Annotated in this window: 19 protein-coding genes; 5 read left to right on the forward strand and 14 right to left on the reverse strand. The window is 38.9% G+C overall.

The window, feature by feature from the left end; all coding sequences use genetic code 11:
* Window positions 1-159: 159 nt before the first annotated feature.
* From FFJ24_RS20015 to FFJ24_RS20065, 11 genes are all read right to left on the reverse strand, one after another.
* Window positions 160-723, reverse strand: coding sequence for a DUF3109 family protein (locus FFJ24_RS20015; protein WP_138820767.1), 564 nt, complete (start codon window positions 721-723; stop codon window positions 160-162).
* A gap of 2 nt (window positions 724-725) precedes the next feature.
* Window positions 726-1499 (reverse strand): DUF3108 domain-containing protein, encoded by a 774-nt coding sequence (locus FFJ24_RS20020; protein ID WP_138818927.1) that lies wholly within the window; start codon window positions 1497-1499, stop codon window positions 726-728.
* 158 nt (window positions 1500-1657) lie between these two features.
* Window positions 1658-2173: a DUF2480 family protein gene (locus FFJ24_RS20025; protein WP_138818928.1), complete on the reverse strand. Its 516-nt coding sequence runs from the start codon at window positions 2171-2173 to the stop codon at window positions 1658-1660.
* A gap of 65 nt (window positions 2174-2238) precedes the next feature.
* Window positions 2239-4323, reverse strand: coding sequence for a SurA N-terminal domain-containing protein (locus FFJ24_RS20030; RefSeq protein ID WP_138818929.1), 2085 nt, complete (start codon window positions 4321-4323; stop codon window positions 2239-2241).
* Between the two features lie 233 nt (window positions 4324-4556).
* Window positions 4557-5129: a hypothetical protein gene (locus FFJ24_RS20035; protein ID WP_138818930.1), complete on the reverse strand. Its 573-nt coding sequence runs from the start codon at window positions 5127-5129 to the stop codon at window positions 4557-4559.
* Window positions 5129-6442: an OmpP1/FadL family transporter gene (locus FFJ24_RS20040; RefSeq protein ID WP_138818931.1), complete on the reverse strand. Its 1314-nt coding sequence runs from the start codon at window positions 6440-6442 to the stop codon at window positions 5129-5131. Before FFJ24_RS20040 ends, FFJ24_RS20035 begins: the two co-directional genes overlap by 1 nt.
* Window positions 6423-7157 (reverse strand): type III pantothenate kinase, encoded by a 735-nt coding sequence (locus FFJ24_RS20045; RefSeq protein ID WP_138818932.1) that lies wholly within the window; start codon window positions 7155-7157, stop codon window positions 6423-6425. The genes FFJ24_RS20040 and FFJ24_RS20045 overlap by 20 nt, the downstream gene beginning before the upstream one ends.
* A 154-nt stretch (window positions 7158-7311) precedes the next feature.
* Complete coding sequence (locus tag FFJ24_RS20050; protein ID WP_138818933.1) at window positions 7312-8292, reverse strand: DUF6427 family protein; 981 nt, start codon at window positions 8290-8292, stop codon at window positions 7312-7314.
* 1260 nt (window positions 8293-9552) lie between these two features.
* Window positions 9553-10542 carry a glycosyltransferase family protein gene (locus FFJ24_RS20055; RefSeq protein ID WP_138818934.1) on the reverse strand — a complete coding sequence of 330 codons (990 nt, stop codon included), beginning with the start codon at window positions 10540-10542 and terminating at the stop codon, window positions 9553-9555.
* 20 nt (window positions 10543-10562) lie between these two features.
* Window positions 10563-11417 carry a UDP-2,3-diacylglucosamine diphosphatase gene (locus FFJ24_RS20060; RefSeq protein WP_138818935.1) on the reverse strand — a complete coding sequence of 285 codons (855 nt, stop codon included), beginning with the start codon at window positions 11415-11417 and terminating at the stop codon, window positions 10563-10565.
* A gap of 816 nt (window positions 11418-12233) precedes the next feature.
* On the reverse strand, window positions 12234-14741 hold the full coding sequence (locus FFJ24_RS20065) for a YfhO family protein (protein WP_138818936.1): 2508 nt from the start codon (window positions 14739-14741) through the stop codon (window positions 12234-12236).
* A gap of 129 nt (window positions 14742-14870) precedes the next feature.
* Between FFJ24_RS20065 and FFJ24_RS20070 the strand changes: the two genes are divergently transcribed.
* From FFJ24_RS20070 to FFJ24_RS20090, 5 genes are all read left to right on the forward strand, one after another.
* Window positions 14871-15953: an alginate lyase family protein gene (locus tag FFJ24_RS20070; protein WP_138818937.1), complete on the forward strand. Its 1083-nt coding sequence runs from the start codon at window positions 14871-14873 to the stop codon at window positions 15951-15953.
* Between the two features lie 67 nt (window positions 15954-16020).
* Window positions 16021-16527, forward strand: coding sequence for a GbsR/MarR family transcriptional regulator (locus FFJ24_RS20075; protein WP_138818938.1), 507 nt, complete (start codon window positions 16021-16023; stop codon window positions 16525-16527).
* A 301-nt stretch (window positions 16528-16828) separates the two neighbouring features.
* Entirely contained in the window at window positions 16829-17644 is an 816-nt protein-coding gene (locus FFJ24_RS20080) for a DUF393 domain-containing protein (protein WP_138818939.1), read from the forward strand.
* 7 nt (window positions 17645-17651) lie between these two features.
* Entirely contained in the window at window positions 17652-18572 is a 921-nt protein-coding gene (locus FFJ24_RS20085) for a TIGR01777 family oxidoreductase (RefSeq protein WP_138818940.1), read from the forward strand.
* A gap of 28 nt (window positions 18573-18600) precedes the next feature.
* A complete protein-coding gene (locus tag FFJ24_RS20090; protein ID WP_138818941.1) occupies window positions 18601-19065 on the forward strand; it encodes an SRPBCC family protein in 465 nt (154 codons plus the stop codon).
* Between the two features lie 51 nt (window positions 19066-19116).
* Here the strand turns inward: FFJ24_RS20090 and FFJ24_RS20095 are convergent, their stop codons facing one another.
* The 3 genes from FFJ24_RS20095 to FFJ24_RS20105 all read right to left on the reverse strand — a co-directional run bounded on the left by FFJ24_RS20095 (window position 19117) and on the right by FFJ24_RS20105 (window position 21043).
* On the reverse strand, window positions 19117-19374 hold the full coding sequence (locus tag FFJ24_RS20095; protein WP_138818942.1) for a DUF4834 family protein: 258 nt from the start codon (window positions 19372-19374) through the stop codon (window positions 19117-19119).
* 127 nt (window positions 19375-19501) lie between these two features.
* The gene (locus FFJ24_RS20100) at window positions 19502-19699 is read right to left on the reverse strand and encodes a YwbE family protein (protein WP_138818943.1); all 198 of its coding nucleotides are present in this window, start codon (window positions 19697-19699) and stop codon (window positions 19502-19504) included.
* A gap of 51 nt (window positions 19700-19750) precedes the next feature.
* Complete coding sequence (locus tag FFJ24_RS20105; protein WP_138818944.1) at window positions 19751-21043, reverse strand: DUF3472 domain-containing protein; 1293 nt, start codon at window positions 21041-21043, stop codon at window positions 19751-19753.
* Between the last annotated feature and the right edge of the window lie 72 nt (window positions 21044-21115).

Genomic DNA, 21115 nt, shown 5'->3' on the forward strand with positions numbered 1-21115 from the left:
AGCATAATTAAATAGATGATAAAACTTCAGTATGGGATGGTGTATGAAATAGATCTATCTAATCTATTATAGATTAAGCCTAGTTAGTATATAACAAATCTAATTGTGAACTAACGATCGCTATACACATAAAACTATACACATAAAAATTGGTGATCATTACATTGCCGCCACCGAACTTTCTAATTCCTTATACCAATCTTCCCCATATTTACGGATCAGTGGTCCCTTTAAAAAACTATATACCGGAACCTTAAGTTCGCGACCAAAGGTACAGGCATCATGGCAAATATGCCAGCGATCGTAATTGAGTACCTCAAATTCCGGATATTTGGTTATCCGGATAGGATACAGGTGGCAGGAAATCGGTTTTTGCCAGTCTACTATACCCTGCTCGTATGCTTTTTCGATGGCGCATTTGGTAATGCCGCCTTCAAAAAGCACATAAGCACATTCTTTATTTTTATCTACACATGGGGTAGTTAAATCGCCATCTTCATCAACAACATAAACACCTTGTTCTTCAATCGCTTTAATACCCTTTTCGTTGAGCAGGTGTTTTATTTTCGGATAAATCTCTTCCAAAACGGCCTTTTCATCATGATCCAAAGGTGCACCGGAATCACCTTCCACACAGCAGATACCTTTACATTTGCTCAAATTACAAACAAAGTTTTCCTTCAATATATCTTCGTGCACCAGCACCTGTTCAACTTCTATCATCATTATTCTTTTGCTAAAGCATATTTCAGCCCATTGGCCGATTTTAATTCCATCGTAACTGCACCCACCAATATTTCAACCTGCGCCTTTACAGGTACCCGGTTTCCATCATCGGTTACCCAAAGGTATAAACGGCTATCCTTTTTAAAAATACGGCCAGGCTTAATTGACGGGCTAAATTTCAAACAACGGATATTACCCAGTTTACTCTTAACCGTTTCTTTGCCTACGTACTCTACCTCAAGCGCCGAAATTTCATCACCCAAAAAATAGTTCAGTTTAAACTTATCTCCAACTTTGATTCTGCCCATATCGAGGCTCCGGGCAAAGTAATAAGCCGAAACCAGATCGAAAGTCTGATTTGTTGGCGTGGTAAACGTTCCCCTGTTCGAAACTACTTTCTTTCCATCCTGATTAAAACGTGCCTTATCCTGGCGTCTGTAACTGGCCTCACGGATATTCTCCTGGTAGAAATAAGGTAAAAGATCTGTTTTATCTATGTATGAATCATAATGATCTCTTATCTTATAAAAAACATCAAAAGTTCCGGAGGTCTGCGCATCAACGGTAAGCTTGTAGGTAGGTTTGTTATCAAACTTTAAATCAGAATTAGTTACCTTAATAGTAGCTTCTGCCGCTGTGATAAACCCGTACCTTAGTTTATATTGCAAAACTTCGCCTTCCTGAAATACAGCTTCTTTCTTCAGGGGAAGTTCCTGAGCCATTGTGAAGAGACTGCATAAGCCTACCGTAACCGTTATAAATAATTTTTTCATTGCTCTTGTACTCATTTGTGTGTGTCTATAACCAGCATGAGAGATCCTGAACTAAATCCGATAATACCGGTTCAGGATGACGGACTGGATAAGGAAAGGTTTCCTTTAAAAGAAATTAACTCTTCCTCCATGAAGATATACAAAAAGCAATCCAAAATTTAATCTTTTCTTTTATATACTGGAACAGTAGAGCAGGGCTCGCCAAACATGATGCTTTTAACTACCGGGGTAAGCAGATTGGTAACCTCTACATAAGCAGCCACCGGTACATCAATTTCGCCGCACCCCTTTACCACCACGCGTTCATTCGCATAATCCTGCGGATTGATTTTAGCTAATGCCCTGGTAAATAAAACAGCTTCTAATGTATTTAAGTCTCCAAATACGACTTCATTAGCATAGGGTTTTAGCTTATTGGCCAGCAACATATATGCCCAGGTAGGTACAATGGCATCTGCAGAACAGGTGATGGCCACATTCTTATCCTGATACTGTGCCCAATCGTGATCCTTTATAAATGCCCGGAAATCTTTTTCCCTCAGCATTAAGCCGTGAAACAAATTTTCTACGATATCGTAAACTACCCTTTCGCCTTTATGATAAAAATCTTCGAGGTTTAAAGTAATTAAACCGCTATTGGCAACCTTATTTATGATGTTTTCCTGAATTTCCATGGCCTTAAATAAAAAAACCGTCCCGACTAATCATCGGAACGGTTACAAAATTACGTATTTTCTAATTAATAGAATTTCACACGATTGTCTTTTATCTTGGCATTTTCCTGTAAAGCCTGGAAAGCCGCTCCCAATGAACGCTGACCTAAACTTAACAACATGCTTTCTTTTTGTTTAAACATATTTGCAATTGGCGCAGGGTTTGTAAATCCATCAACGGTAAATACATATACACCACGCTCGCCCTGAACAGGAGCAGATACTTTACCTGGCTGTGAACCGAATACGCTACCCACCAATGTATTTTCCTGGGCAACACCTGGAATTACAGGGTTAGCAAATACTACGTTCTGTACCGGATTAACCGGGCGGGCAACTTTAGCAGCAATCTGATCGATACTTCCCTTACCTACATTGGCTAATTTTTCTTTCAATTGTTTTGCTTTAACCGCGTTGACTACCATCGGTTCGATTTCTTTCTTCACATCAGCTAATGATAGAATACCTTTCGGGCTGATGTTGGTTAAGCGTGCTATTACGTAAGCGTTGCTCATGGTATAAATTTCAGGTAAAACATCACCTTTATCGGCTGCATAAGCATCCTGGATTAGTTTACGTGGGTTATCTAACCCTGCAGCAAATCCTTGTGTTGCCGCTACCTTATCAGCTACAGCTACTTTTAATCCTTTTTGGGCTGCAAATTTACTGAAATCGTTACCTTTTACATCCGTTAAGAAACTGCTCGCAGCTTTATAAGCAGCTGCCTGGGTTTTGCTACTCGCTGCCAATGCTTTTTCTACATAAGCCAGTTTAACTACTTTAGAAGAACCGATTTGTTTTTCGATTTTAAGAATATGGTAACCGAATTGAGATTTTACGACTTTAATATCTCCTGCTTTACCATCAAAAGCGGCATTTTCAAATTCAGGAACCATTGCACCACGTGCGAAAGTACCCAACTCACCACCTTTATCTTTAGAACCATCTACACTGTAGTTTTTAGCCAGTTCAGCAAAATTGCCTCCTTTTAAAATCAATCCTTTTAATGAGTCAGCAAGTTTGATCGCTTTATCTTCGCCGCCAACTTTAGCCGGATCGATTAAGATGTGGCTTGCTTTTACCGAATCAGGAGAGATACGGCTAGCAACTACTTTCACAATTTTGTATGAGTTACCGCTTAATTTCGGCCCATAGAAACTGCCTGCAGGTAAAGCAAATACTGCCGAATCAACAGCCGGATCTAATTTACCTTTTGTAATATAAGTGAAGGGAACTTTTACATCTGAATTAATCGCTGCGAAAAGTGAATCGTTTTTAGCCACCTGGAAATCAGTGGCAATTTTATCTACCTGAGCTTTGATTGCCAAAGAATCTGCTTTATTTGGGCTGATGCTGAAAGTAACATACTCAAAAGCACGTGTTTCCTGCGGATTGTTGAAACGCGCTTTGTTCTGCTCATAATATTCAGAATAATCAGCATCAGTTAATTTAACTGACTGATCAGGAATTGAAGCATAATCCAAGCTTACATATTTAAAGTTAGCCAGTTTGTTACGGTTGTTATACTCATCTGTAGCTTCTAATGAAGTTACATAAACCGAGTTACGGATTAAGTTAGAATATTTGGTTTGTAATGCCTGGTTTTTAATCTCCTCCTGTAACATGGTAGATTGTTGCAAAGCCTGAGGTTCTTTCGATTTCAAAAAATTCATCAGGGTAGCACGGTCTAACTGTCCGGTTTGAGGATTGGAAAAATACTGTTTAATCAGCGGACTGGGATTTTGGCCTTGTAATAAATCCAACAACTCATCTTCTGATACGGTTAAACCTAAACGATCATATTCTTTAGTTAACAAAACTTTTGCCAACTCTGCATTCCATGCCTGATCAACAGCCATAGCGGTCATCTGTGCATTGGCACTACCACCATATTGTTGTTTCATCTGGTTTACACCCTGATCAACCTTTGGTCCGAACTCATCAATATTGATGTCGTTACCATCTATAGACCCTACAACTTTTTGATTTGCCGACCAAAAAGGTTTACCCACGTTAATTGCATCACCTACTAAAAACGCAACAATTGCAAAACCGATTGCAAAGACCAGAATATAGCCTGCACGGTTGCGCAAAAATGTCATTAATCCCATATTGTAATTATAAATTTATTTAGTTCTTTTTTAAGAGGGCGCAAGATACAAATTTGCCTTAAAAAAGAAAACACAAAATTTTATTTATCAAGCGCTTAATTATTAAGGGGATGGAAGAGGTAAAATGGCAATGGAAGGCGGAAGATTTACTACTAAAATTGACTTCAAAGCTACGGGAATTTCAATAGATGTTTAATCCTTCACCTATCTTACCTCCCACAGCGCATATCACATCAGGGCGTTACGCCTTCTTTCATATTCAATTCACCGTTTCCGCTATCCATTTCGTAGGTACTAAAATCCTGTGGTGCCTTAAAATTTATCCCTTCTCCTACGCTCCCGTCTACTCCCTTAACATATACACGCTGATTGGAATAGAAAATTTTCTTCGATTCATCCCAGATCAGTTCCTGAGAGGAGAAGGTATCACCCTTACTGCTTTTCACCACTACATTCTTCCTGAATTCAGTTTTGAGTTCATTATCTCTCCTGATGGCATAATCGCATACCAGATTTCCATCAATGGTTCCATTAGGATTATAAAAATCGATGTTTACCCCTTTGATCATCTCCTGATAAGCACTGCCGTTAGCGGGCGTAACCTTATCAAGTATCGGGGCAGTACCTTTTGCTTTGATTCTCGCAGAATCGCTGTAGATAATATCCACACCTATAGTGCGGTCGCGGGATAGGATGGTTTTATTTATTGAAACTGAATTTGCTTTTTTTAGATCGTCGTCTCCACAGGAAGCCAGAAAAAAAGGCAACACCAGAAACAGACCATATAAAAATGCTTTCAGTTTCATTAATCTACACGGTACTTACGGAACCAGGTATCGTTCAGGGTAAAACCTAAATGGAAGTTAATATATTGCTCTTTAACCAGGTTATTATTTAATGTTCCTCTTTGTCCAAGTTCTGTTGTAAAATTGATTTTATAAAATGCAGTACCGCCATTAGCAGTAGGTAGCGGGAAACCAAAACCTAATGATGCTCCCATTTGTTTGATATCCTGATTACCGATCTTGATATAAGTTTTATCATAATTAACACCAATGCGGTAATCTATACGTTTCAGGTAACTGTTGTAAGAAAATGCATCTGGTGTCCATTGACCTCCCAACGAAGCACCCCAGCTATCTTGCAAACCCTGGTTTACATTATTGATACTTGTTGCAGACCATTTACCCATTCTAAAATCGGCACCAATTAACCACTTATCGTTCTGTTGGATAGCGATCCCGAAATTGTGTGTTAAGGGTAAAGTAAGATTGGATTTTCCGTTATTCACCGTATTTAACGTATCTGCCGCAGTACTTTCATTCCCATCCTGATCTCTTGTATACAGCGTAGCGTAAGAAGTTAGTGTTGAGTTTACTTTTCCGGAAGTGCTTCCGGAGTAACCCAAGGTAACAATCGTTTTCTTACCCAATGTAAAATCGTATTGAATACCGTACGAATAGCTTAAGCCGGCAACACTATTTTTGGTCTGAAGTTTTGCATTGTAAGAACTTGCACTGTTAAATTCAGTAGCGCGGCTGGTTTGAAGATTTCCGAAAATATATTCCAGGTTACCACCAATCCTTAAATGGTCGCCAAAACGGTAACCATAGCCCAAATAAGCTTTTGATAAACCACCTTCTCCTTCATAAAGCTGATTTAAGGTTGTGGTATCAACTTTCACGGTGTTCCTGTAATTATAACCCAGATCGGAATATGGTAAAATACCAAAACTCAATGCCGATCTTCTGGTAACCGGAGCTGCAAATGCCAGGTGACTAAAAGTAGAATTGAAACTTGACTCGCTTAAGTTGTTGCGTGTTAAATTGGTTACACTTGCACTCATACCAATATCAATTGTGGTTAACGAAATACCCGCATAAGATGCCGGATTCTGCATATTGATATTATTAAAACCGGTAACTTTACTTACAGCAGTAGAAATTCCGCCCATTGCCCTAAACTGGGGCAACAAAGATCCTTTTATATTTCCAAGTCCATATCTTGAATATGGTGATGAAGTGGTAACCTGCGCCTGAGCACTTAAACCACAAACTAGAACGAGTATGGCTGCAATATAATTTATTCTTTTGTACATTTTAATCTGCAATAGCTTCATTTAATCCTTTTAATACTAAGTAAGGATCTTTTATAATTTGAGGCGCAAAGATGCTGTTTTGTAATTGTTTATACAAAAAATTAGCATCTCCCCCTGTTATAATTACCTTCAGAGCACTTTCTTTTTTATTATTTAGGGCGATAAAGCCTTCAATTTCGTTTATTATTCCCTGTAAAACGCCATTCCTGATTGCTGATTGTGTATCAGTACCTTCCACAATATCTTCATTTGCATCCCACTCTACCAAAGGCAAACGGCCCGTAAATTCATGTACAGCCCTGAACCGCATTTTAATGCCCGGACTTATGCTACCGCCAAAATATTCCTTAGAACTGGTTAAAACATCATAAGTAATACAGGTACCGGCATCAACCACCAAACTTGCATTTGCCGGATGCAAACCATTTGCGCCCAAAATAGCCGCCCACCTATCTAATCCCAAAGTAACCGGCGTTTTATATCTATTTTGTACTCCAGTCGTCAATAGCGTTGAAAAACGGATATATTCAGTATGCTTTTTTAAAAATACTTCTAACGGTCCGATTTCCTGGTTAACACTACTGATGATAGATTTCGCCGGCGAAAACTTCTCAATCAATTGAGCCAGATCAAGTATTCCAATTTTATTGAAACGCTGATGGTGAACAATTTCTTTATTTGCAAAAACACCAACCTTAACAGCAGAATTTCCAATATCAATGCTTAGCCTACGCATTTAAATTCTCCCGCAGCGAATAATATGTTCTTAGAAATTCCAATGACTCCATTTTTTATCCATCTTAATTAAAACTAAAAAGCTTTAATTTTAAAATCATCCACAAAGCTATTAATCTTTGTTAAGTTTCGTTCCGCTTATTTGTTAAAAAAGGTTAAACAAACAGAAAATACTGTATTGAAAGCACAAATAAAACGAACAATGTTTCATAAAACCAACGCTTTTTGGCATTACTAAAATAGTAAGCCAACAGTACCGATCCCGGTGGTACACAAAGCAAAAAATGCCAGGTCCTGAAATCCGGTTTCAGGTAAAAACTAGCTGCTGAAACAATAAACATGAAAAATAACAACTGAAAACTTTTCCGGGTGCTGATAAAACTCCTGAAGAAATTTTCACGTAGCTGTAGTGATGCCAGTATGATAATTACTGTAACCGGGATAAGCACCAAATAATCGTTATAATTGATTTTAAACACCGAAGGAAACTTATTACCCAATGGCTTCCATATCTGATAAAAGGAGCTTAGATTATCATTCCAGTAATAAAATACGGCCAAAAAAAAGAAAACGGTGATAAAACCAATTAAGCCTGCCACCCATTCGCGCCAGTTAAATGACCTAAAAAGCAACAGTGCTAAAAAGATCATCATTAACATGGTCATAAACGGAAAGTAAATGAGTGTCCCAACTGCAATAATCATCCCGATATCGAAAACAGTGGTAATGGAATTCGCACTCTTACCCAGTTTTAAAAACTTATCTATAATCCAGATCAGCAGAAAGTTGCATAACAATGCCGGACTTAGGATCATAAAAGGCATAAATAAGCTTGTTCCTGTGATAAACATCAGGCCTGGCAGGAAACTGGGTTTGGCCAATAAATTATGATTATTTACAATCCGGTTGAAAATTAATGCCTGCACATAAACCAAAAGTGCCGCAATAAAAATATTGGAATATGGGGTAAAGACATTATCTAAATCAATATTGATCAGCAACCGGGCAAAAGGTTCTAAAAAATCAAAGTTCAGCTTATCATGCGTTTCCTGAAAAATGGCAATACGCAAAAAGAACGTGTATGCCAGCAAGAATACGAGGTTAATTGGATTTAGCTTTCTAAACTGATTAATCATGCCTTTAAAAGAGTAGGCAAAGTAAAGAAAATAATTTAAGACTAGGGGAAGAAAGATTAAAGCGGAAAGGCAAAAGCGGAAAGCTAAAAGACCAAAGATTAAAGCGAAAAGACTAAAGCTAAAAGACCAAAGCTTAATCGGAAAGAACTAAAGGGAAAATTTATAGTCAGATCATTATAGAATTGTCAGTCTGAGCGGAGTCGAAGACTGGTTGACAGGTAAAAAGCAAAAATGCTAAAAAAAGATGCTCTTGTTTTTTGAAAAGCAGGTTCCTGTTCTTTTCGGTTCCGCCAGTCCTGCCATCCGCTTTATCCCGATGAAAAATCGGGATGCCCGCTTCTGTCAGGTTTAGATTACTCAATACTGTACGGTAACTAAATAAGCGAAAATAAAACATCATCTCATTAAAGATACCCAAGCTTTGTCAGTCTGAGCGGAGTCGAAGACTGGTTGACAGGTAAAAAGCAAAAATGCTAAAAAAAGATGCTCTTGTTTTTTGAAAAGCAGGTTCCTGTTCTTTTCGGTTCCGCCAGTCCTGCCATCCGCTTTATCCCGATGAAAAATCGGGATGCCCGCTTCTGTCAGGTTTAGATTACTCAATACTGTGCGGTAACTAAATAAGCGAAAATAAAACATCATCTCATTAAAGATACCCAAGCTTTGTCAGTCTGAGCGGAGTCGAAGACTGGTTGTCAGGTAAAAAGCAAAAATGCTAAAAAAAGATGCTCTTGTTTTTTGAAAAGCAGGTTCCTGTTCTTTTCGGTTCCGCCAGTCCTGCCATCCGCTTTATCCCGATGAAAAATCGGGATGCCCGCTTCTGTCAGGTTTAGATAACAATGTTACGGTGCAAGAAAACGTTCGAGCTTATAGTCACTTATGTCTTACATGGTTCAAAACTGTATCGCTTAAGATTCTTCACTGCGTTCAGAATGACAACTAATTGTAGCTTCAATGCCAGGGGGCCTTCGACTAAGCTACCATCCACAAACTCCAATAACATGGCCGTCATCTCGACCGGAGCAACGCGAAGTGGAGAGATCTATTTAGTTAGATTTTGCTTCGCAGAGCCTTCGGGTTCTCCACTGCGTTGCACCCGATGGCTATCGGGTCCGCTCGAAATGACGGTAACACGAGGGAATTTTTACATGAAGATTAATTACTGTCACTCATGTTGATTTTAAGCGATTAATTAACCCTCAGGGTGACAATAGAGGGTAAATTGACTTTAGACTCGGAACTTAAGACCCAAGACTAAAAAAATTAAACCCTCGCGTATTTCTTCACCATATCATCAATGATCTGCGCGGTTTCATCAGGAAAATTAAATTCGTGCTTTTGAGGATTTTCTACCCAGTTTTTAACAATCGGCAACCAGTTTCTGGTACTTCCCCAAATTACTGGTAAACCGAACTGCTTTAAAGCATAAGCATTACATTGCTGTTCAAACTGGAAACGCATAGGGGCCACCAATAATTTTTTCTTCAAATAAAGTGCTTCTGCCGGGCCCTCAAAGCCCCCACCGGTAAATAGCCCCTCGCAGGTGGCCAAACTTTTATTAAATTTCTCGTTATTAACCGGCTCTACAAAAACATTCCCTTCCTGATAGGCAACTTTGCTGTGTTTAGAAAAAACCTGCCAGGTAACTTCAGGGAGTTGTGTAAAAAGCTTCACCAGGCGTTTATCATCAATGGCTGGAAGATAGACCGTATAATGCCCTAAATTTTCACTTTTCAGATTTCGGATCTCTGCCCTGATGACCGGAGTATGAATAAAACTATCGTAGCGATCGAAATGAAAGCCAATGTGGTATTTGGTAGGTGCATAGCGGCTCAAAATAAGCTTGCCCCAGTCTAAAGTTCTCGGGCGTGGTACCTTTTTAGATTTAAATGCAGCCTGATGGCTTAAAGAGACACATTCGATACCCTGCAGTTTACAGGCCCAGGCACTCACGGGCTCAAAATCGTTAACGATCAGATTATAATCTTTAAGTGGCAGCTGCTTCATATCTTTCCTGAAACGAAAAAGATTCATGTTCAGCCAGGTTTTAAAATGGTCTACACCACCTTTTTTTCCAAAGATAAAACTGAAACCATGTAATTGGTATTTTACGGGCTGACTGAGTTTCACATCAGCCTGGGTACCACTCACTAAAATATCCAGTTCGCCATATTTTTGAAGCAAGGGAATAATTTCCCTGGCTCTGCTGATATGACCATTACCTGTTCCCTGTATTGCGTAAAGTATCTTCATTTATGCCCGAATATCTAAAATTATTGGGCAATTTCATATTTTATATTCTGTAAAAGAATATTTATGTCGAGTTTACTTTTTAAATCTTCAGCATCAGAAAGAATTCCTTCATCCAACTGGTCTTTTGTAAAGTGTTGATGCTCATACTTAAATACGGTCCAGTTTTTATCCTGATATTCTAACGCGGTTAAACTTTCTACCCAATCGCCGCTGTTCAGGTAAGTTACTTTTCCATCTTCAGTGGCAATTTCGCGTTGCTCGGCCTGATGAATATGACCGCAAACGACATACTGATAACCTTTTTCGATGGCCAGTTCTGCTGCAGTTTGTTCAAAACTATTAATAAACTTAACGGCATCTTTAAACTTAGCTTTGATTTTTTTCGAAAAACTCATCTTCTCCCTTCTAAATGCGGTTAGTACCCAGTTTACAAAACTGTTAATAAGGATCAGCGTATCGTAACCCACCGCTCCTAATTTAGCCAGCCATTTAGAATGCTGCATGGTGACGTCAAAAACATCACCATGAAAAAACCATGCTTTTTTACCATCAAGCTCTAAAATCAGCTTATTCTGAAGGTGAAAAGTACCCATCTCCATGCCGTCGAATTTGCGGAGCATCTCATCGTGGTTCCCGGTCAGGTAATGCACCTGAACACCCTCTGAAACAAATTTCATCAGTTTACGGATTACTTTCATGTGCGACTCGGGCCAGTAACTTTTACTAAACTGCCAGATATCGATGATATCACCGTTTAGAATCAATGTTTTGGGTTTAATGCTTTTCAGATACTTTAAAAGTTCTTTTGCATGACAGCCATAAGTACCTAAATGTACATCGGAGATTACGACTACATCGACATTTCTTTTATCCATAAAAGGGAAATTTTAGGGGGAAGGATATTGTTACCGCCCGGTTAAAGCAGTTTAGAGATAAATTAGTTGTGTTACCACTCTTCTTCCTCATCGAGTTTTACCTCAAAAGGGCTAAAGAAATAAAGTACGACAATTAATAAGCATACGGCAAAGAATGACTCTAACATATCACCTGATTTTTCATTACAAAGATAAGACGCTGTATATCAAACAAATGTTACGACATTGTTAAATTTTATTACAAGTTGGTTCAATGGTTCATTAGTTCGTTGGCCATTGGTTCATTTGTCATTGGTTCACTAGCTATTTGTTGACTGGTTATTGGTTTATTGGTGTTAATTGGTATGGTCTCCGTTTAACCGCAGAGTACGCAAAGGGAAGGCGCAGAGGGCACAGAGTTGGGAGCATAGTTGATATGAATAATAGACTGCGGACTGATAATCTATTTTTGCGTCGTCATCCTCGCGCAGGCGGGGGATCTTAAAGCACACGCTAGTAGTGATCCTTGTGAGATTGCAAACCTGTTACCCAAAAAACCATCACTCAAATTAATTTTTACGCAATACCCTCAAAATGACAATTGCGCTTTATAGATCCTGAAACAAGTTCAGGAAGACGATCGCGGGTGTGAATGCAGAGCATCATAAGGTGCTTAGTAAACTCATCTCAATAGATCCTTTGACTACGCTCAGGATGACAAATTGTGGGGATTGAGCTTGGGTTAATGACTTCCGACCCAGAACAGCAGCCCCCGTACTAAAAAACAAAACCCCGCAAGATTGAATCCTGCGGGGCGTAAATCTATTTAAAGAGATATTAAGCTTTAACTGCTTTCTTTTTCTTCTTTTCTTCTGAATAAAATCCAAAGCCCAATCCGCCCAATAACAAGATCGATCCTGCCAAAGAGATTTTCTCACCAGTGTAATACGATGTTGGATGGAAAATAAACTCAAGTTTATGGTTACCAGCTTCTAACTGCGCTGCACGTAAAACATAATCGGCCCTGAAGTATGGCTTCTCAACCCCGTCGATATACATTTTCCAGCCTTTATCATAATAGATCTCAGAAAACACTGCTATCACGTCTTTAGCGGTCGAATATTCGTAAGTTAAATGATCAGGGTTGTAGTTCGTTAATTTAATAAAACCTTCCTGACCGGTTCCTAAGCGCTTGGTATCGATCGATTTTTTGAAACTTTCGTCAACAATAGCCTCCTTCTTCGCATCAAAACTGCTGATTGCCTTCATCTCTTCGTCAGCATTTTTAGCAAACTGAACACTTTGTACAAACCAGGCATTACCTGCAGCAGTTGCATTGCGCTGCATTTTATACGATCCGTTTTGCGGATCCTGTGTAATGATATACTTGGTATTTAACATATCCAGAACATCCTGGTTAACACTTTTAGTAAATTGATGCTGAATGAGTTCATCAAAACGTTTCAGTTTAGCGGCATGATAACCACCGATTGTTTTATGAAAATTAGAGGTACTGGCATCGCTAAAAGTATTTATAGAAGCATCAAATACCCTAAAATCCGGATCTTTATCAGCCATGATAAAATTATCAACGTCTCTTGGCTTAAAGAAGTCTGAAGCTGTTTTTTTGTATTCAAAGTTTTGGTTATTCAAATACCTACGATCCACCTGCCACATATCTACCAAAATAGCCAGGCCTAACAAGCCTAAAGCCAGTTGTGCATTTAATTTCCTGGTAATAAATGCCCAAACTATTCCGAAACCAATAACCACAAAAAAGAATGAACGTAAAGCATCTGCGCGTCCTATTGCAATTCTGTCCTCAACTAATCCATTCGCTATCTTTTGCGCTACGGCAGCATTATTTTGCAAAGACTGCGTTAAAGCCTGCACAATCTGCATATGGTTTGATGCTTTAAAACTGAAGAACATTGTAGGCACGATGGCTACAATTAAAGCAAAACCACCAGTAATAGCAGCAGACCAGGTTAATTTCCTGATCAATACCTTTTGGTCTGTATTCCCATCCTGGATTTCCTTTATTGCCAAAATTGCCAAAATTGGAACCATTAAACCAACTACTGCCAAAATTGATTCAACCGCTCTGAATTTATTATAAAGCGGGAAATAATCGAAGAACAGATCACTTACCATAGGGAAGTGACGTCCAAAAGAAAGCAGAATGAATAAAACTGTTGTTGCCAATATCCACCACTTTAACTGGCTGCGAACAATGAATAAGCCAAAAACAAATAAGAAACAGATAATTGCACCGAAATAATAGCCGCCTTGTGTAAATGGTTTCTCTCCCCAGTACTGTTGCATATTTAATTGCCCTCCCAATTGCTGGATAGCCTGCGCAGTTTGAGTGGGGTCACCTCCTGTAATTTCGGCAACAGCTTTATACATATTCCCTTCAGGTTTTACTAACTTATCTACTCCTGAAGCGCCTCCATATAAATCTGGAATTAAAAAGGTAAAACTCTCCCCAACCCCCTGGCTCCATTGGTAAGCATACTCTTTCGACATGCCTGCCCCTTTTTCCCCCGGTGCCGCTTCTGTAGCTGTTAGATTAGATTTTCCACGGTTTGTTTCTTTTGCATATTCTGCGGTAGACCATAATAAACTTGCGTTAATCATTAAAGCAATAGCCACCGAAAAAGCAAGAAAACCAAACGATTTTAATAAATTTGAAACGGTTTTATTCTTAAATGCCTGGTAAAATTCTACAATAACGAATATAAAAATAGCCAGCATCAAATAGTACGTCATTTGAACGTGGTTCGTTCTTATTTCAAGGGCTAAAAATAGTGCCGTTAAACTAGCTCCATACCAATATCTGCCCCTTAACGTTAACAATATACTCGCTATTATTGGCGCGAAAAAACCAATTGCTAATGCCTTACTACTGTGCCCACTTGCAATTAACACAAAATTGTACATTGTAAATGTAAAGGCAATTGCACCTGCCGCAGCGAGCCACGGATTAACCTTTAACACAATAAACAGGAAATAAGCGCCTAAAAGCAACAAAAGAACCGTACCTGTTGGATTTGGCAAGGCTTTAGTAATTAAAGCAATTCCATAAGTAGCCCCATTATAGGCATAAGGTACCCAAATTTGATAGGCAGGCATGCCACCAAACATCTGGTTGGTCCAAAGTGGTGCCTTTCCATCCTTTTCTTTAAAGTCCATAATTTCCTTCTGCATCGCTTGTGATTGGATCACATCACTTTGCGCTGGGGCTTTACCTACCAAGACAGGACTGAAGTAGGCAAAAGTAATGACTACAAAAAATGCAATAATGGCTAAGTGAATGCCATTTTTATTAAACCAGTTATTCATTAAGGTTTGTTTAAGTTTAAACGAACGTCAAAAATAAAAAATTGGGCGGTATAAAAAAGTAATAAATTAAATGCATGCTGAATAAAAAATTAGATTTGTAATAAAGAATAAAAATTCAACCTATTTATTATGAGAAAGTTTGTCGTTACAATTGCTCTTGCTTTATCATCTTTTTCTTCGTTTTCTCAGCTGGTCAGTTTAAATAATGATGAAATCAAAAAGCTAAAAACACAGATCAAAAACGACATTGAAACCAAAAAACTATACCTGGGCGCTGAAAAATCGGCATTAAATTATTTATCCGGGCAACCCAACCCAATTGATACCATCCGGACTGAAGGGTTATTGCAGGGAAATCCGAAAAAAGAGAGAACCAGGTTAGCCCTGGCAGACATGAACAAAATGTTTGCACTGGCCTTACAATACCGGATTACCGGTGATCAAAAATATTTAAACAAATGTGTAGAATTTCTTGGTGCATGGGCCAAAATCAATAAACCAAATGGTGATCCTATTGACGACACCAATCTGGATAAGGCCATTGAAGCTTACGACCTGATTAAAAAAGACATCCCAGCAGCTGATAAAAAACAGATTGAACTATGGCTAACTGAAACGGCTTTAGCAGAAATTAATAGCAAGCGGATGAAAACAGGGAGAGCCACCGCCATTAACAACTGGAACGCGCACCGCCTGAAAGAAGTTGGTGAAATCGGTTACACGTTAAACAATCAGGATTTTATCAGGTGGGCCATAGACAATTTAAAAAGCCACATCAATATCAATTTATATCCCGACGGAACAAGTTTGGATTTTAAAGAGCGTGATGCCATGCATTACCACATTTACGACCTGGAACCTCTGCTAAAGTTGTGCATTATGATTGATAGGGCGAACGGCCCAAACTTTTATACTTACGAGTCGCCTAAAGGATCTTCGATCAAAAAATCTGTAGAATGGCTGATCCCGTATATTAATGGTGAAAAACAACACGAAGAATACGTCAATACAACCGTTAAATTCGACCGGGACCGGGCCAGGAACAATGAGCCTGGATTTGCTCCCGGGACAATGTTTAAACCCAGTCTGGCTTTGCCGGTATTAAGGTTATCGCTTTATTTCAATCCCGCGCAAAACGACCTGTTAAAAAATGTAAGCGGCAACTCCGGTAACTGGCAAAAGGTACTCGACGAATTAAAGCATAAACGATAAATATTTTCAAATTAAATAAAGTTTCAATAATTTTTGAAAGTTTAAAAATAACTTTATACATTTGTATATGGAATTAGCAGCAGCAAAATTAAAGTTTATAGAAGCCTGGGGCAAATTGGGCTCAGAATGGGGAATTAACCGCACCATGGCCCAGGTACATGCGCTATTGTTAATTTCGCCCGAAGCGTTAACCACCGAAGAAATTATGGAGCAGCTCAGTATTTCGAGGGGCAATGCGAACATGACCCTCCGCGACCTGATTGGTTGGGGACTGATTGAAAAGCAACATAAGGCCGGTGAGCGGAAAGAATACTTTTTTGCGGATAAGGATGTTTGGAATATTGCCAGGCAGGTGGCTAAAGAACGCAAAAAAAGAGAACTGGAACCTGTTTTAAAAATTTTAAACGAACTATCTACCGTTAATGGCGATGAAAAAGATCCGGAGTTCCTTACCTTCAAAAAATCTATAAAAGACATTAATAAATTAGCCGGAAACGTAGATAAAACTTTAGAAACGATGCTTAAGGCAGAAGAAAGCTGGTTCTGGGGTTCGGTGTTGAAAGTGTTTAAGTAGATTTGAGAGGGGAGATGTGAGATAGGAGTAGCAAGTATTAAGACTGATCAGGAGTATCAAGCCCGATAGAAAAGTCCGTCATTGTGAGGTACGAAACAATCTTACAACGGTAGCAGGAAAGTGATGGCAAGATAAATGGATTAAATAGTAAGATAGAATAGCAAGTACCAAGACAGATTTACTTTATACCCTAAACCTTCGGCCTCACACCCTAAACCCTAAAAAAGCTTTACCTATTGTTCGGCTTTATTTTTTAATCAAAACTTTCATATTTTACTGAAAGTATTAAAATTTAAATAAAATGAAAACGCTTAAAAACCACGTAATTTTATTTGACAATGAATGCCCGATGTGTTATGCCCATACCAAGGCCTTTGTAAAAACAGGCATGCTGGCTCAGGATGGTCGTGAGGTTTACCAGGAAATGCCACAAAATATTTGCCCGCTCGTAGACCAGCAAAGAGCTGCCAATGAAATTGCGCTCATTAATACCGAAACCGGTGAAGTTACTTACGGCATCCAGAGTTTGTTCAAAATTATTGCACACGCTATGCCCTTTTTTAAGCCTTTATTTTTGTTTAGTCCATTTGTTTATCTGATGCGGAAATTTTATACATTTATTTCTTACAACCGTAAAGTAATTATACCTGTTGCAGTAAAAGGAAACAGCTTACAGCCAACTTTTAAACTCCACTACCGCATCACCTTCCTGCTTTTAACCTGGCTTATTACGGCGTATATATTAACAGATTATGCACATCTGCTTACGGGTTTTGTGCCACTGGGCAGTAAATACCGCGAATACTTGATCTGCGGTGGGCAGCTGTTTTTCCAGGGCGCCATCATTAGCTTTTACCGGAAAGAAAAACTTTGGGATTACCTGGGTAATATGATGACGATTTCATTCGCCGGTTCATTGTTGCTCCTGCCTGTTTTGGCGTTGTCAAAATATCTTGATATCCAGCCTGTATTTTTTGTTCTATACTTTTTAATAGTTGCAGGATTGATGTTTTTAGAGCATATCCGCAGGAGTAAATTATTAAAAACAGGCTGGTTAATGAGCATTACCTGGGCACTTTACCGCTTAATTGTTTTGGGCTTAATCTTAATTTTATAATCATATCATGAAATACAGAAAAATTGTACTGGCCGGCGGGAATGGTTATTTGGGCAATGTATTAGCGAACTATTTTAGCAGCCTTGCTGATGAAGTAATCATTCTGGCCAGAAAAGCACAAGCTAAAACGGATAATATTAAAACATGGGTATGGGATGGCAAAAACATAGGTAAGTGGGCGTACAGCTTACAAGGGGCTGACCTCCTGGTCAACCTTTGCGGAAAAAATGTAAACTGCAGGTACACTGAAAAAAACAAAAAAGAAATTTTTGATTCAAGATTGATCCCCACCCGTTTACTGGGCAAAGCGATCGAAGAAATGGAAAATCCGCCAAAACTTTGGATCAACATTACTTCAGCCACCATTTACCGCCATGCCGAAGACCATCCGCAAGATGAGTTAACAGGCGAAATCGGCGAAGGTTTCTCTATTGAAGTTTGCAAAGCCTGGGAAAATAGCTTTTTTGAAACAGACACGCCCAATACCCGAAAAATTGCCCTTAGAATGGGCATTGTTTTAGGTCTGGAAGACGGAGCATTTCCACGCTTACTTAACCTGGTGAAATTGGGTATGGGTGGCAAACAGGGCGATGGCGAACAGTATATGAGCTGGGTCCACGAAGAGGATGCTGCAGGTAGTATAGCATGGCTACTTAACCACCCAGAAATTGAAGGAATTGTAAACTGCACGGCACCGGAAGTGATTAAAAACCATGTTTTTATGCGCAGCATCAGAAAGGCCTTTGGTCGCAATTTCGGTTTGCCTGCCCCAGCCTGGTTATTGGCTATTGGTGCAAAAATCATCGGAACGGAAACAGAACTGATTTTAAAAAGCAGATGGGTTAAGCCAGCAGTGCTATTAAATAGTGGATTTGAGTTTAGATACGGAAAGATTGATGAGGCAATGGCAGCGCTGAGTAGGAAATGATAAGGTAATTATAGCTAAACGGAAGCGTATGCCAACAATTACCTTAAAAACATTGATTGATGCACCAATTGGGCACTGTTTTGATCTGGCTAGAAGTATTGATCTTCATTTACAGTCGATGAAATCGTCTGGAGAAGAAGTAATAGCTGGAAAAAATGGTGGTATGATCGACCTGGATGAGTCAGTTACCTGGAGCGCCAGGCATTTTGGCATTTTGTTCGAAATGACCAATAAGATTAGCGCAATGGAATATCCAACGCTCTTCATTGACGAGATGATTAAGGGACCTTTTAAAAAACTCCACCACCAACACCAGTTTAAAATAATAGATGCTCAGACAGAAATGACTGATGTTTTTGAGTTTCGGGCGCCGTTTGGTTTATTAGGCCAGCTGGTAGAAAAAATATTTCTTCAAAAATATATGTTGAAACTCATTGAGAAAAGAAATGAGGTAATCAAATTTCAGGCTGAAACAATGTGTGCTATAGAATAAATGCATGTTGAATTTTAACAAAAAACCCCGAAACAAGTTCAGGGTTTAGTTTTATTTCACTTCTTCGTAGTCTACGAAGTCTCCGAGTTTATCTGTTTTACTTTGATCGGGTTTTGGCGGCATATAATCTATTGAAATAGAGCCTTCTGGTTTTGACCGTCTTTGTTGTTGTTGTTGTCCTGTAGCCTGATTTTGCATTTTGCTGGCCAGGTTATTAAACAACATTGGCAGAACTAACCTGATCAGCATTCTGATCAGCCAAAGTACCAATATTGTGATAAAAATGAATTTTACTAAACCTAATCCCATTCTTTAAATTACTGTTGTTACAAATATAGACGTCGTAACATTTATTTTGTTACTTTTTTGGCCTTTAATTGCAATCCGATTACAAATATCATACACAACTAAGGCTAGAAAGGTTTTAATATCGTCATTATTCTTCAACAATTTCAGCTACACGTCCTATCTGACCATCTTCAAGCCTCACTTTTATTCCTCTGGAATGAAACGCGGAAGAAGTAAGTAAATCTTTCACCACGCCATAAGTGATGTTCCCTGACCGCTGATCTTTCTTCAATATGATTCCGACTTCCAAGCCTGGATAAATGTCTTTTCTGTTTTGCCCGTTCATTGTGCTTAATAACTTGATAAAAACTTCAAAAATCTATAATTATTTTGAATGTTAAGGTAATTTACTAAAATCTATTTCCGGTTTTTTGCCCTTTGATGTTCTGTTGAAGATTTTTCCTGCAGTGGTATAATCGTTAAAAAAGCCACCGGTCTTTAAATAAAAGGCACCGTTGTCAACTCCTCCCTGATAATCCATCCGATAGCTTTTTGCACCAGTATTATCGGTAGTAAAGCGGGCTGATTTTAATTCAGTCCATGTTCCCTTATCATCGCAGATCCATTGGTTATCAAACAAAACTTTTCGCGATAAGTCTCCGTGTACGGGTGAGAAGTTTTCTAAAAAAGAATGGAAGCACTTTAAATAGGTTTTTGTTTGCGGCCTGGTAAAACTGGCGATCAATTGCCATTTATCGGTTTCAGGAGTAAAGAAATAAGCAGTATATGTGGTTAGGCTATCTTTTCCGGGTACGCCATGCAGTAAGAATTTATAGGTATTTCCTGCTTTCCACATGTAGTTCAGGTAACTCTGACCTCCGGCGCCTTCATTACCAAACTCCCCGGTATGTACACCATCACCTTTCTTAAGCATTTTAATTTTGTGCGATACGGGAATACTTTTCGGATCGTCTGTATTAAAAGGACTCCGTACTGAAAATAGAATATGTCTTTCAGTCGGACTGTTAGCCTGCATGCCAAAATAACCTTCGCCAAAACCACAAGCCATAAAATAGGAGCCTAAAATATCTTGTCCCTTAGGCACGGTTACTTCGTTATAATACCATTCTGCATTTACATTTTCTGGTTGCTGATAATTTAAGTGCACCGATGGTCCTCGTCTGCCCCAGTGGAAAAAGTTGCCTTCATTGTTTTGAACATAAGCCATTTTGGCTTCGGCAGCTGTGCCGCTGATGGATAAGGTTTTTATCGAGGGAAACCTGCCGGCACTTTTGCTTATTCCTTTGATGGTTATGGACACGTATCCGGTATCGTTAATAATCCACTCGCCAATTTTACCATCAAAGTTTTTTTTTTCATCAAAAACGACCTTTTTGGGTTGATTGTTTATGGAAAATTCTAAAGTAGATTGTCCTTCAATAACAGGTTTATCGCTAATAGAAACGACCAGAACACCTGGTTTTGAAACCCGGAGGTATGCCGTAAAATACTCTTTTGGGTTGGTCCAGTTTACGATTCCATTGCTGGATAATGTTTTTTCTGAATCCTGATGTAAAGAACTGTAAGCATTGCCTGCGAGTGGCAGGGAAATTGCCGCAGCATGTTGGGCCTGACTTTTCAGACCGATAGCGCCGAGTACGATCAGCGTTACGAGTTTAAAAGATTTCATTGAATGATTTTTAGATAACTTATTGAACAGCAATTCTAATTTAAATTATCTAAAAATCAATCTTTAAAACCA

Source organism: Pedobacter sp. KBS0701 (assembly GCF_005938645.2).
In the GTDB taxonomy this organism is placed as follows: domain Bacteria; phylum Bacteroidota; class Bacteroidia; order Sphingobacteriales; family Sphingobacteriaceae; genus Pedobacter.

What these genes read in the sequence shown, in the direction of transcription:
- FFJ24_RS20105 (WP_138818944.1), bottom strand. Translation starts at nt 21,043, where the DNA reads ATGAAATCTTTTAAACTCGTAACGCTGATCGTACTCGGCGCTATCGGT.
- FFJ24_RS20070 (WP_138818937.1), top strand. Translation starts at nt 14,871, where the DNA reads ATGAGAAAGTTTGTCGTTACAATTGCTCTTGCTTTATCATCTTTTTCT.
- FFJ24_RS20080 (WP_138818939.1), top strand. Translation starts at nt 16,829, where the DNA reads ATGAAAACGCTTAAAAACCACGTAATTTTATTTGACAATGAATGCCCG.
- FFJ24_RS20025 (WP_138818928.1), bottom strand. Translation starts at nt 2,173, where the DNA reads ATGGAAATTCAGGAAAACATCATAAATAAGGTTGCCAATAGCGGTTTA.
- FFJ24_RS20040 (WP_138818931.1), bottom strand. Translation starts at nt 6,442, where the DNA reads ATGAAGCTATTGCAGATTAAAATGTACAAAAGAATAAATTATATTGCA.
- FFJ24_RS20100 (WP_138818943.1), bottom strand. Translation starts at nt 19,699, where the DNA reads ATGAACGGGCAAAACAGAAAAGACATTTATCCAGGCTTGGAAGTCGGA.
- FFJ24_RS20075 (WP_138818938.1), top strand. Translation starts at nt 16,021, where the DNA reads ATGGAATTAGCAGCAGCAAAATTAAAGTTTATAGAAGCCTGGGGCAAA.
- FFJ24_RS20045 (WP_138818932.1), bottom strand. Translation starts at nt 7,157, where the DNA reads ATGCGTAGGCTAAGCATTGATATTGGAAATTCTGCTGTTAAGGTTGGT.
- FFJ24_RS20095 (WP_138818942.1), bottom strand. Translation starts at nt 19,374, where the DNA reads ATGGGATTAGGTTTAGTAAAATTCATTTTTATCACAATATTGGTACTT.
- FFJ24_RS20030 (WP_138818929.1), bottom strand. Translation starts at nt 4,323, where the DNA reads ATGGGATTAATGACATTTTTGCGCAACCGTGCAGGCTATATTCTGGTC.
- FFJ24_RS20055 (WP_138818934.1), bottom strand. Translation starts at nt 10,542, where the DNA reads ATGAAGATACTTTACGCAATACAGGGAACAGGTAATGGTCATATCAGC.
- FFJ24_RS20060 (WP_138818935.1), bottom strand. Translation starts at nt 11,417, where the DNA reads ATGGATAAAAGAAATGTCGATGTAGTCGTAATCTCCGATGTACATTTA.
- FFJ24_RS20035 (WP_138818930.1), bottom strand. Translation starts at nt 5,129, where the DNA reads ATGAAACTGAAAGCATTTTTATATGGTCTGTTTCTGGTGTTGCCTTTT.
- FFJ24_RS20020 (WP_138818927.1), bottom strand. Translation starts at nt 1,499, where the DNA reads ATGAAAAAATTATTTATAACGGTTACGGTAGGCTTATGCAGTCTCTTC.
- FFJ24_RS20085 (WP_138818940.1), top strand. Translation starts at nt 17,652, where the DNA reads ATGAAATACAGAAAAATTGTACTGGCCGGCGGGAATGGTTATTTGGGC.
- FFJ24_RS20090 (WP_138818941.1), top strand. Translation starts at nt 18,601, where the DNA reads ATGCCAACAATTACCTTAAAAACATTGATTGATGCACCAATTGGGCAC.
- FFJ24_RS20015 (WP_138820767.1), bottom strand. Translation starts at nt 723, where the DNA reads ATGATAGAAGTTGAACAGGTGCTGGTGCACGAAGATATATTGAAGGAA.
- FFJ24_RS20050 (WP_138818933.1), bottom strand. Translation starts at nt 8,292, where the DNA reads ATGATTAATCAGTTTAGAAAGCTAAATCCAATTAACCTCGTATTCTTG.
- FFJ24_RS20065 (WP_138818936.1), bottom strand. Translation starts at nt 14,741, where the DNA reads ATGAATAACTGGTTTAATAAAAATGGCATTCACTTAGCCATTATTGCA.